The organism is Klebsiella sp. LTGPAF-6F, assembly GCF_001753185.1.
Taxonomy (GTDB): domain Bacteria; phylum Pseudomonadota; class Gammaproteobacteria; order Enterobacterales; family Enterobacteriaceae; genus Klebsiella; species Klebsiella michiganensis.
In genome coordinates, this window is record NZ_CP017450.1 from 696,155 (window position 1) to 709,870 (window position 13,716).

Genomic DNA, 13,716 nt, shown 5'->3' on the forward strand with positions numbered 1-13,716 from the left:
CCTGCTCCGCATATTTTTATCCTGCTCTCTCTAGAGTATAGATGGCTAACTTCCTGAAGGACGAGACAAAGCTATGTTTCGTGAGGTTAACCTTATCTCTCTATTGTTTCTGTTTCCCTTAGATTTGTCATCATCCAGGCGACAAAGTTTTACCCGTCGTGCTATGGCTGATATGCTTCCCACCTCTTTTCTCCGCTCGCCGCCTTTCGCAATTTGAAGGCCCGGGAGCATGAGAATCCCCACCAAAAAAGGAACAAAGATGGCAACCCCAACTTTTGACACGATCGAAGCACAGGCAAGTTACGGTATCGGCTTGCAGGTTGGACAACAGCTGAGCGAATCTGGCCTGCAGGGGCTGCTGCCGGAAGCGCTGGTCGCGGGTATTGCTGACGCGCTGGAAGGTCAACAGCCGCAGGTGCCGGTGGAAGCCGTTCACCGCGCGCTGCGCGAAATCCACGAACGCGCTGACGCCGTGCGTCGCGAGCGTTTCCAGGAAATGGCCGCGGATGGCGAGAAATACCTGGAAGAAAACCGCGAGCGCGAAGGCGTGAACAGCACCGAGTCTGGCCTGCAGTTCCGCGTTCTGACCCAGGGCGAAGGCCCGATCCCGGCGCGTACTGACCGCGTTCGCGTTCACTACACCGGCAAGCTGATCGACGGTACCGTCTTCGATAGCTCCGTTGCGCGCGGCGAACCGGCTGAATTCCCGGTGACCGGAGTGATCGGCGGCTGGATTGAAGCGCTGACCCTGATGCCGGTGGGTTCCAAATGGGAACTGACGATTCCGCACAGCCTGGCCTACGGCGAGCGCGGCGCGGGCGCATCCATTCCTCCGTTCAGCACCCTGATTTTTGAAGTTGAACTGCTGGATATTATCTAAACAGCAGGTGCTTCCTCTCCCGTATGGGGGAGGGAGCCGCTTTAAATAGTGTAAAACCCTTAAGTTGAGCGTTTGGTGGAGCTTTATATTGCATATCTGCTTAATGGGTGTATTTTTGTGAGCTGTTTCGCGTAACCGGAGTGATATAACACTCACTTTAAACATAAAATTAACATTATATCTAAATCATAGTATTCATCCCTCCGATTCTTACCTAATATCGATAAACCCTCGTTCCGGGGTTAATACGAATGAAGGGCCAGTAGAGCCCGAACAACACAGACAGGTACAACAGGAAAAAATCACATGGTAGATCAGGTAAAAGTCGCTGCCGACGAACAGGCTCCGACTGAACAATCGCTGCGGCGAAATCTCACTAACCGGCATATTCAGCTTATTGCTATCGGTGGTGCGATTGGCACCGGGCTGTTTATGGGCTCAGGCAAAACCATCAGCCTTGCCGGGCCGTCAATTATTTTTGTTTATATGATCATCGGCTTTATGCTGTTTTTCGTCATGCGCGCCATGGGCGAACTGCTGCTGTCGAATCTCGAATACAAGTCGTTCAGCGATTTTGCCGCCGACCTGCTGGGCCCTTGGGCAGGCTATTTTACCGGCTGGACCTACTGGTTCTGCTGGGTGGTAACCGGGATGGCGGACGTGGTGGCGATCACCGCCTACGCGCAGTTCTGGTTCCCGGGACTCTCCGACTGGGTCGCCTCGCTGGCGGTCATCCTGCTGCTGCTGGGTCTTAACCTCGCCACCGTAAAGATGTTCGGCGAGATGGAGTTCTGGTTTGCGATGATCAAAATTGTCGCTATCGTGGCGCTGATTGTCGTCGGCTTGGTGATGGTGATGATGCACTTCCAGTCACCGACCGGCGTAGAAGCCTCTTTCGCCCATCTGTGGAATGACGGCGGCTGGTTCCCGAAAGGCATCAGCGGATTCTTTGCCGGCTTCCAGATAGCGGTCTTCGCCTTTGTGGGCATCGAACTGGTGGGAACCACGGCGGCGGAAACGAAAGATCCTGAGAAATCCCTGCCGCGGGCGATTAACTCGATTCCAATCCGCATCATTATGTTCTACGTCTTTGCGCTGATCGTGATTATGTCAGTGACGCCGTGGAGCTCCGTCGTGCCGTCAAAGAGTCCGTTCGTTGAGCTGTTTGTGCTGGTCGGGCTGCCGGCGGCGGCAAGCCTGATCAACTTCGTGGTGCTGACCTCGGCGGCCTCTTCCGCTAACAGCGGCGTGTTCTCCACCAGCCGTATGCTGTTCGGTCTGGCGCAGGACGGACAGGCGCCGAAAATGTTCGCCAAGCTGTCGAAGCGCGCGGTACCGGCGAAAGGCCTGACCTTCTCCTGTATGTGTCTGCTGGGCGGCGTGGTCATGCTGATGGTCAATCCAAGCGTGATCGCGGCGTTTACCATGATTACCACGGTGTCGGCGATCCTGTTTATGTTCGTCTGGACGATTATCCTGTGCTCGTATCTGGCCTATCGCAGAAAGCGTCCGCAGCTGCATGAGCAGTCCAAATATAAGATGCCGCTGGGCAAACTGATGTGCTGGGTGTGCATGGCATTCTTCGTCTTTGTGCTGGTCCTGCTAACGCTGGAAGCCGATACCCGCGAAGCGCTGATGGTGACCCCGCTGTGGTTTGTGCTGCTCGGCGCGGGCTGGCTGTTTGCCGGCAAGAAGCGCCTGGCGAAATAAAAAATCTTCGGCAGCGGTTTTTAACGTTGCTTGCAACGGTCCGTCATAAAAAAGGCCACCCGGGGTGGCCAATAAGACTGACAATGTCGAGGGCGCCTGCGGGCGCCTTTTTATTTACTTTCCGGCGAGGGCACGCGGGAACAGTACGTTATTTTCAAGGCTGATGTGTTCCATCAGGTCATCAATCAGCTCGTTGATGCCGTTGTACATCGCTTTCCATGTAGTGCAGGCTTCCGCCGGCGGCGTCACGTTCTGCGTGATGTGCTTAATCACCTCCAGCAGCTCGCCCGCTTCATCATGCTCGCTTTCCATGACGCTGATAGGACCGCCGGCCTGCGTTCCCATGCCCTGTTTGATCATCGGGAACAGAATCTGCTCCTCTTTCATCATATGGCTGGAAAGCTCCTGGTGCAGCATGGTCAGGTACTTGGTTAAGCCTTTCGGAACGTTGGGCTTGTCGGCGTGAACGCGCTCGACTTTAGTGGCCTGTAAAATCAGCTCCGGCAGCTGCTCGCGATGCCGGTCGTGATAGCGAACGATAATGTGATCGATGATTTCCGCATAGGGCGCAGCCCGCCAGTCGCGCTCTACCGGCTCTTCCGCCAGTTTGGCCAGCTCGGCTTCAATCACCGCGACGTCCAGCTCTTTGCGAGACGCCGCGCGCTCTAGCGTCTGTTTGCCGCCGCAGCAGTAGTCCATATCGTATTGACGGAACAGCGCGGAGGCGCGCGGAATCGTCAGCGCCAGCTCGCCTAAAGGTTGGTCACGGAAAGCCATAGCAGTTACCTCGTCATCAAGAATATAAGTTGTATTTTAAATGCACCTTATGTTCCTGGGAATACCCCTTTAGGATACCAGGCTATTTTTTCTCGCTGACCAGCTCCTGCAGCGCGGGCTTTTCCGGGCGGGCACGCACGGCGGACACCACGCCGAGCACCAGCAGCAGGATACCGCTGAAGGTGAGAAGCGGGGGCAGGCTCTGGCGCAGAATAAAGGTATACAGCAGTCCGGCAAGGGTTTCGAAGACGATCAGCGGCCCGAGGATCACCGTTGGCAGACGCTGGCTGGCAACGTTCCAGCACCACGCGCCGACCCATGAACAGAAAATAGCGATCGCCAGCATCAGGGTGACAAACACCGCCGGGCGCGGGCCGAAGGGGAGCGGAAAGTCCGCGTGCTGGCCGTGCAGCCACCCGCAGGCGATAAGGTATCCGGCCAGGGATACCGGCAGGGTCACCAGCGCCTGCGCGGTGGCCCACATCATCGGCGGTTTATCCGGATTTTCCCGCAGCCAGCGGGCGTTGCGCAGCGCGTACCAGGCCCAGCACACCACCGAGATCAGCGCCAGCGCGATACCGGAGCCGTAGCGCCACGGGCTGAAATCGGGTAAGCCCTGATGCAGCTCGGCGATATTGACGCACGTCAGGCCGAGGGCAATACAGACCAGCGCCGGGAACAGGCGTCGCCACGGCAGCTTGCCGTCTCGCTGGCTATAGAGCAGGTTGGCGAAAACCGGCAGCACGACCGGCAGGGTGCCGATGATCATCGTCGATACCGGCGCGCCGGTACGCTGAATCGCGCTGGCCAGGCAGACGTAATAGATTAAGTTGCCCATCATGGTCAGCCCCAGCGCCGTCCACCAGTCTTTCCCGGTGAGCTGGCGCAGCCGCGCGCGGCCCAGCCAGGCCAGCGGCAGGGCGATCAGCCCCAGCGCCAGATAGCGCCCCATCGACTGTAAAACCGCCGGGTATTCCGGCACCAGTAAAGGACCCACGAATATCAATCCCCACATCAGCCCTGCCAGCAGGGCGTACAGCACACCACTAATCATCACGCCTTCCATTACTCTTTTCGTTGGCAACAGTGTAGGCGAGCCAAAAGCGGGAATATTGTATGAGGTTGCGCATTAGCGCGGGAGAACCTGCTTTTGATAACGCACCGGCGTAATGCCGTAGCGGCGGGTGAACGCGCGGGTCAGGTGCGACTGGTCGGTCAGCCCGGCGGCGAGAGCGACGTCGGCGGCGGGCATGCCGTGGGTGAGAAACGCTTTAGCGCGCCACAGGCGAATCGCCATCAGCATCTGGTGCGGCGTAACGTGGAAGTGCGCTTTGAACTGGCGCTGGAAATGGTACGGGCTCAGCGCCGCTACCTGCGCCAGCTCATCGAGGGTCACCGTACGCATATAGTTATCGTGCAGATAGTCGCGCACCCGCTCGAAGCGGTGGCGGGCTTCGGGCAGCGCAGCGGCGTGATGGGCAAACGGGCGGAAGGTATCGATCAAATCCAGCAGCAGACCCTGCTGCGCCAGCGGATCGTCAGTATGCCACAGGCCGTAGATGAGATTGCCGATTTGCCGGGAGCGCAGGGGATCCTGACGCACCACCTCGCTGAACCACCAGTGGCGCACGCCGGTCACCTCTTCCAGCGTATCCGGGTCGAGATAAATCATCCGATAGCGCCAGCCGTCGGCGGTCTCCGCCTCGCCGGTGTGCAGTTCATCGGGATTCATGGTGACGATAGAGTTGACCGAAGCCACGTGCTGGCTGCCGCGATAGCGAAAACGCTCGGCGCCGAGCTCTATCGCGCCGATACCAAAGGCTTCATGGGTGTGCGGTTCAAAGGCGTAGCGGGAGATATGGGCATGGTACAGCTCAACGCCGGGCAGCTGCGCCAGATGGCGAAAGCGCGCGCTGTCTCTTTCATCACTGAACTGTTCTGGTACGCCTTGCATGCGATAACTCCCGACGGACATCCGTGCATTATTGAGGATGGCCCGCCGGGATGCTACAAAAATTAACCACTATGTAACAGTTACAGAATGCCTTTGACGCTCTCTGCCAGCGTCGTGGTTGGGCGACCGATGAGCTTACTCAGGGTGCGGCTATCGTCGAACAGACCGCCTTTGGACGCGCCGGTATCAGAATCCGCCAGCATGTCAGCCAGGCCAGCGGGCAGGCCTACGCCCTTCAGCGCGGCGGCGAAGTCGGCTTCGCTGAGGTTTTGATACACCACGTTTTTACCGCTTTGTTTGCTCAGCTCAGCGGCAAGTTCGCTGAGGGTCCACGCTTCATCGCCCGCCAGCTCGTACACTTTTCCGGCATGGCCCTCTTCGGCGATAACGCGAGCGGCGGCGGCGGCGTAGTCCGCGCGGGTGGCGGAGGCGATTTTGCCGTTACCGGCCGCGCCGATAAATACGCCATGCTCAATCGACGGCGGCGCGCTGGCAAGGTAGTTTTCGGTGTACCAGCCGTTGCGCAGCAGGGCATACGCAATGCCGGAGTCGGCGAGCATTTTCTCGGTGGCGATATGCTCATCCGCCAGCCCCAGCGGGGAGGTATCGGCGTGCAGCAGGCTGGTGTAGGCGATAAATTTCACGCCGGCGGCTTTCGCCGCGTTAATCACGTTGCGGTGCTGGACGGCGCGCTGGCCAACTTCGCTGGACGAGATCAGCAGCAGTTTGTCCACGCCCTGCAGGGCGGCGGTCAGCGCGGCTTCATCGCTGTAGTCGGCCTGACGAACCACTACGCCCTTTTGGCTCAGCGATTCAGCCTTCGCCGGGTTGCGCACGATAGCCACAACCTGGCCTGCGGGGACGGTAGTTAACAGATTTTCCAGGACGTGCTGGCCAAGCTGGCCGGTTGCGCCGGTAATTGCGATCATAGGTCTTCTCCTTCGTGTTCATTGGCAGTTGTGGTAAGCTAACACCTTAACTAACTTTTAGTAAGTACGTACAAAAAGGTAAGTATGAATATGGCGAATCTGACGCTGAGCGAGCAGCTACGCAACGGCAACCTGTTTGCCGAACAGTGCCCCTCGCGGGAAGTGCTCAAGCACGTGACCAGCCGCTGGGGCGTACTGATTTTGGTGTCCCTGCGCGATGGCACCCATCGGTTTAGCGATCTGCGGCGTAAGATCGGCGGCGTCAGCGAAAAGATGCTGGCCCAGTCGCTCCAGGCGCTGGAGCAGGATGGCTTTCTTAACCGCGTGTCGTACCCGGTGGTACCGCCGCACGTTGAATATAGTCTGACTCCGCTCGGTGAGCAGGTGAGCGAGAAGGTGGCGGCGCTGGCGGACTGGATTGAGCTGAACCTGCCCGCGGTTCTGGCGAACCACGAACAGGTAGCCTGAGGAGGATGTCAGGATAGCCCCGGTAAGCGCAGCACAACCGGGGAACCGGCAATTATTTACTCAAATCCAGCTGATAAATGGCAAAGCCGATATCGTCGGTAGCCACCTGGCGCATCGGGTATTGCGCTTTCTCTTTGATAAACGCCGCGGCCTTATCGCCCGGTGAGGTTTCAAAGCGAATATCCAGCGGTACGGTGCTGTGGATCGGCGCCAGGCGCCAGTTGTTATCCGCCGCCGGATGGATCTCGCCGTTTTTCTTCGACTCCGCGCCAATCCACGCCGCCAGCACCGAGCGGTTTTCATCCGGCGAGGCGAACGCGATATGATCCTCGCCGGTGCCCTGGAATTTACCGCCGTAAGCGCGGTAGTTATTGGTCGCGACGAGGAAAGTGGCGTTCGGATCGATTGGCTTGCCGTTAAAGGTCAGGTTTTTAATTCGCTCGGCCTGCGGATTAACGGGCTGACATTCGCCGTCATAGCGCGCCGGCTGGGTGATATCGATCTGGTAGTTCACGCCATCGATGACATCGAAGTTGTAGGTGCGAAAGCCGTCCCAGTTAATCAGCGACTGCGGCTTGCTGCTGCCGGGATCAATCTGATTGAACTGCCCGGCGGAGCACTCCAGCCACTCTTTAACCTCTTTACCGCTGACTTTCATCACCACCAGGGTGTTGGGATACAGGTAGAGGTCGGCGGCGTTGCGGAAGGTGAGCTGCCCTTTTTCCACTTCAACAAAGCTGGCGGGGTCATTTTTGCGTCCGCCGACTTTAAACGGCGCGGCGGCGGAGAGTACCGGTAGTTTCGCCAGATCCGGGTCGCCCTGAATATAGTGCTCAACGTAGGCCTTCTGGGCCATATTGACCACCTGTACGGTCGGATCGTCCTGCACCAGCGCCAGATAGCTGTACATATTGTCCGAGGATTGACCAATCGGTTTGCCGACAAACTCGCGGGTGGCGTCATGGTCGGCTTTTAGTACCGCCACCATGTTGCTGTCTTCTGCCGCCAGCGATTTCTTCGCCACCGAGTCGTAGATCGGCCGCGCTTCGGCTTTCGCTGCGCTGACCTGCCATTTACCGCTGTCGTTGTTCAGAACCAGATCGACCACCCCAAGGTGATCGCCCCACATGCCCGGCATTACAGCCGGTACGCCGTTCAGCGTACCTTTCGCGATATCTGCGCCTTTGATACCGGCAAAATCTTTGCTCGGGAAGACGGCGTGCGCGTGGCCGAACATAATGGCATCGACCCCAGGCACCTGGCTTAAATAGTAAACGGAGTTCTCCGCCATCGCCTGATACGGGTCGGCGGAAAGGCCGGAGTGGGCAATGACCACCACCACGTCCGCGCCTTTCTCACGCATTTCCGGGATAAACTTGCGCGCGGTGGCGGTAATGTCGTTGACGGTGACTTTGCCGCTGAGATTGGCTTTATCCCAGGTCATAATCTGCGGCGGTACGAAGCCGATATAGCCAATGCGCAGGGTCTGCGTTTTGCCGTCGCTATCCTGTACCTGGGTATCCTGAATCAGATAAGGCGTAAACATCGGTTGGCCGGTTTTGGCGTCAATAATATTGGCGTTCACGTAGGGGAATTTTGCCCCGGCCAGCGCTTTGTGCAGGAAGTCGAGCCCGTAGTTAAACTCGTGGTTGCCGAGGTTACCTACGACATAATCCAGGGTATTCATCGCCTTGTAGACCGGGTGAACATCACCTTCTTTCAGTCCCTTCGCCGCCATATAGTCGCCCAGCGGGCTGCCCTGAATAACGTCGCCGTTATCGACCAGCACGCTGTTTTTGGCTTCCTGGCGCGCTTTCTCAATCAGGGTTGCGGTGCGCACCAGGCCAAATTTTTCCGTGGCGCTGTCTTTGTAATAGTCAAAGTCCATCATATTACTGTGCAGATCGGTGGTTTCCATGATCCGCAAATCGACCGTCGCCGCATTTACGCTGGCGGCGATCAGCGTGGCCAGCAGCGTTGCGCTAAACTTAATCATCAGTGGCGTCCTTTTTTATGAGCAATGGCACAGAAGAAAATGTATTTACATTCTGTTGCTTACAGAAATGTGAATCATGCCAGAAAAGCGGTGAAGGAAACCGCCATCGTTATCACAGATAGCGGAACTCACAATGATGCGATATAAATAAAACAACGAGTTAACGCCACTGTAACCAGACGAGGTGGAGAATGTTAGAACAAGTATGTCAGCTAGCACGGAACGCGGGCGATGCCATCATGGAAGTTTACGATGGAAAACAGCCGATGGACGTTGCCAGCAAGAAGGACGATTCTCCGGTCACGGCCGCGGATATTGCGGCACACAAGGTGATTATCAGCGGCCTGCTGGCGCTGACGCCCGATATTCCGGTTCTGTCGGAAGAGGACCCGCCGGCCTGGGAGGTGCGTCAGCACTGGCAGCGCTACTGGCTGGTGGACCCGCTGGACGGCACCAAAGAGTTTATCAAGCGCAACGGCGAGTTTACCGTCAATATCGCCTTGATTGAAAACGGGAAGCCGATCCTTGGCGTGGTCTACGCGCCGGTGATGAAGGTGATGTACAGCGCGGAAAAGGGCAAAGCGTGGAAAGAGGAGTGCGGCGTTCGCAAGCAGATTCAGGTCCGCGATGCGCGTCCGCCGCTGGTGGTGATTAGCCGCTCCCACGGCAATGACCCGGAGCTGCAGGAGTATCTGGAGCAGCTTGGCGAACACCAGACCACCTCAATCGGTTCGTCGCTGAAGTTCTGTCTGGTCGCCGAAGGGCAGGCCCAGCTTTATCCGCGCTTCGGGCCGACCTCCACCTGGGACACCGCGGCCGGTCATGCGGTCGCCAGCGCCGCCGGGGCGCACGTTCACGACTGGCAGGGGCGTACCCTTGATTACACGCCGCGTGAATCGTTCCTCAACCCCGGCTTCCGGGTCTCTATTTATTGAGCAGCTTGTGCAGCAGGGCAACCACCTGCTGCACCTCTTCCTGGCTAAGCGCGCCGTCTTTAGCCCACTGTACGCGGCCGTCTTTATCCAGCACCACGATGGCCGAACTCTCTTCATTAAGCTGCCACGCTTTGCGGACCACACCGTTGCTGTCGACGATAAACTGCGACCAGGGGTAGAGCTGCTTGTTGCTCTCAATACTGCTGCGGACAAACATGCCTGAACCCGGGATAGCGTCATCGGTATTGACGATTGTGGTGGTTTGATAGCGATCGTGCGGGAGCTTCGCGCTTTTAATCGCTTCAATCAGGGTCGCGTTTTTTTCTTTTGCCGACGAGCGCCCGGCAATATGCTGCACGACGCGCACTTTCCCCACCAGCTGCGCGCTATTCCAGCTTTTATAGCTAAACTTATCGTTGCTCAGTACCAGCTCCCCCCGATCCGCGACGCCGACCGGCGCAACGCGCTGACCATCGACAAAGTTATGCGCCGACGCCATAAGCGGGAACAGGAGACATGAAACGGCCAGTAATCTACGTAGGGTCATGGTGTTTCCTTTTATTATCTGTGCAGGTGATCCGACCACTTGGTCTGCTTTAATCATAAGTGCGATTTATGGGCATTACCCGCAATGATGGTGCCAGTTTGCGTGTTGACGCACAATTCCGTCTAAAATCGGCGACTTATACTACCTTCATCGGATGCCTGAAACGAAAACTCTGAATTATTGTCATCATAAGGTAAATAAACTTATACAAACTGGGTATCACTCAGATTCTGGACTATAGTTTCAGGGCATTAAAATTTGCGATTCCGGTACGTGGGCTAACTGTGGCACCACAGGAGCGTAACCCTGGCAGGAGACAACAATGAAAATTTTCCAACGCTACAACCCGCTACAAGTAGCGAAGTACGTGAAGATCCTGTTCCGTGGACGTTTGTATATCAAGGACGTTGGCGCTTTTGAGTTTGATAAGGGCAAAATCCTTATCCCGAAGGTTAAGGACAAGCTGCATTTGTCAGTGATGTCTGAAGTCAACCGCCAGGTGAGCCGTCTGCAAACAGAGATGGCATAACCTGAAAAGAGGTATGACTACACGGTAAAAAGGCGGCTCCCTAAGGGAGCCGTTGATGTTTCTGGACCTATCCCTTCATTTCCGCATAGCGTTTACGGTACTCGCCCGGGGGAATGCCGTTATGTTTACGGAAAATGCGCGTGAAATAGACCGGGTCTCCGTAACCTACCGACAGAGCGATCTTGTTAAGCGGCAGGGAGGTGCTCTGGATCAGCCACCTCGCGCGGTTGATGCGCTGCGCCTCGCGCCAGGCGTAAACCGTTTGCCCCAGCTCATTTTTGAACAAATGCGCCAGCCGCGAAGGGGAGAGAAAAACCATCGCCGCCAGGGTCTCGATCTTCATCTCCTGGGCAATATGTTCGTTAAGATAGTCGCACACGGCGTTAATCCGCGGGTCGTGGGCGTGGCGGTTGCTGATGGGCTGTCGCTGAAAGCAGTTCAGGATCAGGCGCTCCAGCGCATTCATCGCCAGCGCCTCCGACAGCGGGGCGGAAGCGGAGTAGTGGCGGATAACTTCATAGAACAGATCGCGCAGACTCTGCAGCTGCTCAGGATCGTTGACCGTGGTTTTACCAATGCCGTGGGTCGTTTGATCCCATTTTAGCCAGTCTATCCAGTAGGGCCGGGGGATGAAGTAGATCCATAAATGATCCCAGTATTCGCTGTGTTCATCCCGTCCGTAATGGTGGGGAACGCCGGGTGGGAAGAGCAGCAGATCGTTTTCACGACACAGAAGGGAGCCGTCTCCCGCTTTCGCGCGCGCCTGGCCGCGAAGCGTCAGATTGATGATGTAACCTTTCATCCCCTGCGGGCGGTTTATGTAGTAGTCCAGCTTTGAGCCGCGGGTGATGGGGGTAAAGCCGGCGACGACCCAGGCGTTGAAGGTAAAGGTCTTCATCAATGGCGAGAAGTTCAGTAGCTCATTGATATACAGTTCCATCGTTTCTCCCGCCCGAGCGCCGCCGCCCGCTTAACTTTCGATGATAGTAAATTCCCATGCTTTGAGGCGCAACGGCTGGCCGCAGCTAACTTTTTCCCCGCTCAACAGCGCGTTGCCCGATGTCTCGCTGATAAACGCCTGCGGTTCGCCGGAGTAGTTGAACAGGAAGTGGATGCTGTTGCCGTCGCGGTTGCGCATCTTTTTGACCACCAGCGGATAGCGGTAGGCCGATGTACGTGAACGCAGATCCAGTCCTGCGGTCAGCCGATCGAACAGCTGGCTAATCAGCGTTTTCTGCGGCAGGAAGCCAACGTAAATGGCCCGACCCTGAGCGTAATCCGCCTCGGTGGCGGCGGCATAGTCGCCCCATGCCGGATGCTGATAGCGCAGTAGCGTACGGGTACCGGCGTCCGGCGTCAGCAGCTCCATCCACAGCTCGGCCTGATTGTCTTGACGGCAATCAATGTCAGCGCTGCAGGCGCTTACCGTGGTTTCTTCCGGCAGGGTGAATTGACTGTAGCTCACGCCGCAGCTCTCGCGCAAAATTCCCGGCTGCGCGCCGCTGCGCACCTTCACGTTTTCATCGCTAAAGCCTGATTTAAAGCCGATCAGCGCTCTGCCGCCCTGCTCGATATAGCGGTTGATGCGCGTCAGCAGGCCATCATCGGCAGCGTAGAGTCCGGGTACGATCAGCGCGCGGTAGCGCGCGGTTTCCTCGTTAACGTCGTGGATAATATCGAGGCTGATATTGTGGTCGTACAGCGCATCGTGGAAGCGGCGGAAAATATCGTTATAAATATTGCCCTGCGCGTCGCCGGGACGGAACTGGTTAAGGGCGTCCATCGCCTCATTGCTTATCAGCAGCGCGACGTCGTTTTCTACCTTCAGCTCCGCCAGCTGCGGCGACAGGCGGGCAAAGTCAGCCCCGATAGTGGTGGCCTCCTGCCAGGTCGCGTTGCGCGAGAAGTCGTGGCTTAACAGCCCCTTCCAGTAGGTCTCGAACGCGTTATGAATCGAATGCCAGTGCCAGTAAGAGACCATTGCCGCCCCCGATGCCACGTGGCTAAAAGCCTGCAGGCGCAGCTGGCCCGGATAAGGTGTCCACTGGGCAAAGCCCTGCGCCTGGGTTTCCAGCACGAAGTAATTCTTACCCTGCTTTAGCGAACGCGTAATGGCGCCGCCAAACGCGATTTCTCGCCCGGTCAGGTGTTTCTGGCTCGGGTGATAGATATCGACACCGGCAATATCCAGCGTCTGCGCCGCCGCAAAATGGTCAACTCGCGGCTGCACGCCGTAGGAGTAGCCGCGCCATTCAAAATCGAAGTTGTGGGTGACGAACTGATGCGGCTGGGCATATTCGCGCACGATCTCCGCCTGCCAGGCGAGATACTCCGTCACCTGCTGGCGCTGGTAGCGGGAGAACGCGCAGGCGAGGCTGGCGTTGATAGTGTTTTCGACCGGCGGAAAATCCTGCCAGCTATCGATGCGGTTGCTCCAGTAGTCCAGACCAAAATCGTTATTCAACCGGTCAAGATCGGGGTATTTTTCCCGCAGGCTGCGTACAAAACCCTCCTGCATATGGCGGCCGATATTATCGTAATGCTTGGTTTCGTTATCCAGCTGCCAGCCAATAATCGCCGGATGGTGCTGCACGTGCGCCATTAGCGTACGGATAATCTTTTCGGCATAGCGGCGAAAGGTCGGGTTGACGATATCCATAATCTGGCGCGGGCCATATTTTTGCTGCCCGTTGACGGTAGTGACCAGAATATCCGGGTGCTTCGCCGCCAGCCAGGCCGGGACGGCGTAGGTTGGCGTGCCGATAATCACCGCGATCCCCGCTTTATGCATGGCATTCAGCACCCGGTCGATATGGTAGAAGTTATATTCGCCCTCCCGGGGCTCCAGCGTACTCCAGGTCGATTCGGCAATCCGCACCACGTTAATGCCCGTTTCCTGCATTAAGGCGATATCTTTCGCCAGCCGATCTTCCGGCATATATTCATCGTAATAGGCCACGCCATAAAATAAATCAGACATACAGGTTACCT

General features: G+C 57.1%; 13 protein-coding genes. 5 read left to right on the forward strand and 8 right to left on the reverse strand.

Going from position 1 to position 13,716, the window contains the following annotated elements; translation table 11 throughout:
* Positions 1 to 259 precede the first annotated feature (259 nt).
* Together fklB and cycA are read left to right on the forward strand one after the other, a co-directional pair.
* Positions 260 to 880 (forward strand): FKBP-type peptidyl-prolyl cis-trans isomerase, encoded by a 621-nt coding sequence (gene fklB, locus BJF97_RS03405; RefSeq protein ID WP_004871077.1) that lies wholly within the window; start codon positions 260 to 262, stop codon positions 878 to 880.
* Between the two features lie 306 nt (positions 881 to 1,186).
* Positions 1,187 to 2,590 carry a D-serine/D-alanine/glycine transporter gene (gene cycA, locus BJF97_RS03410; RefSeq protein ID WP_004128150.1) on the forward strand — a complete coding sequence of 468 codons (1,404 nt, stop codon included), beginning with the start codon at positions 1,187 to 1,189 and terminating at the stop codon, positions 2,588 to 2,590.
* Between the two features lie 114 nt (positions 2,591 to 2,704).
* On the opposite strand, the gene ytfE is transcribed toward cycA, so the two are convergent.
* The 4 genes from ytfE to BJF97_RS03430 all read right to left on the reverse strand — a co-directional run bounded on the left by ytfE (position 2,705) and on the right by BJF97_RS03430 (position 6,250).
* Positions 2,705 to 3,367 carry an iron-sulfur cluster repair protein YtfE gene (gene ytfE / locus BJF97_RS03415; protein ID WP_014227630.1) on the reverse strand — a complete coding sequence of 221 codons (663 nt, stop codon included), beginning with the start codon at positions 3,365 to 3,367 and terminating at the stop codon, positions 2,705 to 2,707.
* Positions 3,368 to 3,449: 82 nt separating this feature from the next.
* Positions 3,450 to 4,421 carry a DMT family transporter gene (locus tag BJF97_RS03420; RefSeq protein WP_014227631.1) on the reverse strand — a complete coding sequence of 324 codons (972 nt, stop codon included), beginning with the start codon at positions 4,419 to 4,421 and terminating at the stop codon, positions 3,450 to 3,452.
* 75 nt (positions 4,422 to 4,496) lie between these two features.
* Positions 4,497 to 5,321, reverse strand: coding sequence for an AraC family transcriptional regulator (locus BJF97_RS03425; RefSeq protein ID WP_004098011.1), 825 nt, complete (start codon positions 5,319 to 5,321; stop codon positions 4,497 to 4,499).
* Positions 5,322 to 5,401: 80 nt separating this feature from the next.
* Complete coding sequence (locus BJF97_RS03430; protein WP_014227633.1) at positions 5,402 to 6,250, reverse strand: SDR family oxidoreductase; 849 nt, start codon at positions 6,248 to 6,250, stop codon at positions 5,402 to 5,404.
* Between the two features lie 90 nt (positions 6,251 to 6,340).
* Here BJF97_RS03430 and BJF97_RS03435 point away from each other — a divergent pair, with 90 nt between their 5' ends.
* Complete coding sequence (locus BJF97_RS03435; RefSeq protein WP_004098015.1) at positions 6,341 to 6,718, forward strand: winged helix-turn-helix transcriptional regulator; 378 nt, start codon at positions 6,341 to 6,343, stop codon at positions 6,716 to 6,718.
* Between the two features lie 52 nt (positions 6,719 to 6,770).
* Here the strand turns inward: BJF97_RS03435 and BJF97_RS03440 are convergent, their stop codons facing one another.
* A complete protein-coding gene (locus tag BJF97_RS03440; protein ID WP_032695158.1) occupies positions 6,771 to 8,714 on the reverse strand; it encodes a bifunctional 2',3'-cyclic-nucleotide 2'-phosphodiesterase/3'-nucleotidase in 1,944 nt (647 codons plus the stop codon).
* Positions 8,715 to 8,905: 191 nt separating this feature from the next.
* Between BJF97_RS03440 and cysQ the strand changes: the two genes are divergently transcribed.
* Positions 8,906 to 9,649: a 3'(2'),5'-bisphosphate nucleotidase CysQ gene (cysQ, locus tag BJF97_RS03445; protein ID WP_004098019.1), complete on the forward strand. Its 744-nt coding sequence runs from the start codon at positions 8,906 to 8,908 to the stop codon at positions 9,647 to 9,649.
* On the opposite strand, the gene BJF97_RS03450 is transcribed toward cysQ, so the two are convergent.
* Complete coding sequence (locus tag BJF97_RS03450) at positions 9,639 to 10,196, reverse strand: YtfJ family protein (protein WP_025107624.1); 558 nt, start codon at positions 10,194 to 10,196, stop codon at positions 9,639 to 9,641. The two genes, cysQ and BJF97_RS03450, sit on opposite strands and share 11 nt — an antisense overlap.
* A 322-nt stretch (positions 10,197 to 10,518) precedes the next feature.
* Here BJF97_RS03450 and BJF97_RS03455 point away from each other — a divergent pair, with 322 nt between their 5' ends.
* Entirely contained in the window at positions 10,519 to 10,725 is a 207-nt protein-coding gene (locus tag BJF97_RS03455; protein ID WP_004098023.1) for a DUF1107 domain-containing protein, read from the forward strand.
* Between the two features lie 67 nt (positions 10,726 to 10,792).
* Here the strand turns inward: BJF97_RS03455 and araC are convergent, their stop codons facing one another.
* Together araC and BJF97_RS03465 are read right to left on the reverse strand one after the other, a co-directional pair.
* Positions 10,793 to 11,665: an arabinose operon transcriptional regulator AraC gene (araC, locus tag BJF97_RS03460; RefSeq protein WP_032695159.1), complete on the reverse strand. Its 873-nt coding sequence runs from the start codon at positions 11,663 to 11,665 to the stop codon at positions 10,793 to 10,795.
* A 30-nt stretch (positions 11,666 to 11,695) separates the two neighbouring features.
* Positions 11,696 to 13,705, reverse strand: a complete 2,010-nt coding sequence (locus BJF97_RS03465) for a beta-galactosidase (protein WP_064388471.1) — start codon at positions 13,703 to 13,705, stop codon at positions 11,696 to 11,698.
* Positions 13,706 to 13,716 lie beyond the last annotated feature (11 nt).

Excerpts from the sequence above, each read along its gene's own strand:
- fklB (WP_004871077.1), top strand. The coding sequence starts at position 260 with ATGGCAACCCCAACTTTTGACACGATCGAAGCACAGGCAAGTTACGGT.
- cycA (WP_004128150.1), top strand. The coding sequence starts at position 1,187 with ATGGTAGATCAGGTAAAAGTCGCTGCCGACGAACAGGCTCCGACTGAA.
- ytfE (WP_014227630.1), bottom strand. The coding sequence starts at position 3,367 with ATGGCTTTCCGTGACCAACCTTTAGGCGAGCTGGCGCTGACGATTCCG.
- BJF97_RS03420 (WP_014227631.1), bottom strand. The coding sequence starts at position 4,421 with ATGATTAGTGGTGTGCTGTACGCCCTGCTGGCAGGGCTGATGTGGGGA.
- BJF97_RS03425 (WP_004098011.1), bottom strand. The coding sequence starts at position 5,321 with ATGCAAGGCGTACCAGAACAGTTCAGTGATGAAAGAGACAGCGCGCGC.
- BJF97_RS03430 (WP_014227633.1), bottom strand. The coding sequence starts at position 6,250 with ATGATCGCAATTACCGGCGCAACCGGCCAGCTTGGCCAGCACGTCCTG.
- BJF97_RS03435 (WP_004098015.1), top strand. The coding sequence starts at position 6,341 with ATGGCGAATCTGACGCTGAGCGAGCAGCTACGCAACGGCAACCTGTTT.
- BJF97_RS03440 (WP_032695158.1), bottom strand. The coding sequence starts at position 8,714 with ATGATTAAGTTTAGCGCAACGCTGCTGGCCACGCTGATCGCCGCCAGC.
- cysQ (WP_004098019.1), top strand. The coding sequence starts at position 8,906 with ATGTTAGAACAAGTATGTCAGCTAGCACGGAACGCGGGCGATGCCATC.
- BJF97_RS03450 (WP_025107624.1), bottom strand. The coding sequence starts at position 10,196 with ATGACCCTACGTAGATTACTGGCCGTTTCATGTCTCCTGTTCCCGCTT.
- BJF97_RS03455 (WP_004098023.1), top strand. The coding sequence starts at position 10,519 with ATGAAAATTTTCCAACGCTACAACCCGCTACAAGTAGCGAAGTACGTG.
- araC (WP_032695159.1), bottom strand. The coding sequence starts at position 11,665 with ATGGAACTGTATATCAATGAGCTACTGAACTTCTCGCCATTGATGAAG.
- BJF97_RS03465 (WP_064388471.1), bottom strand. The coding sequence starts at position 13,705 with ATGTCTGATTTATTTTATGGCGTGGCCTATTACGATGAATATATGCCG.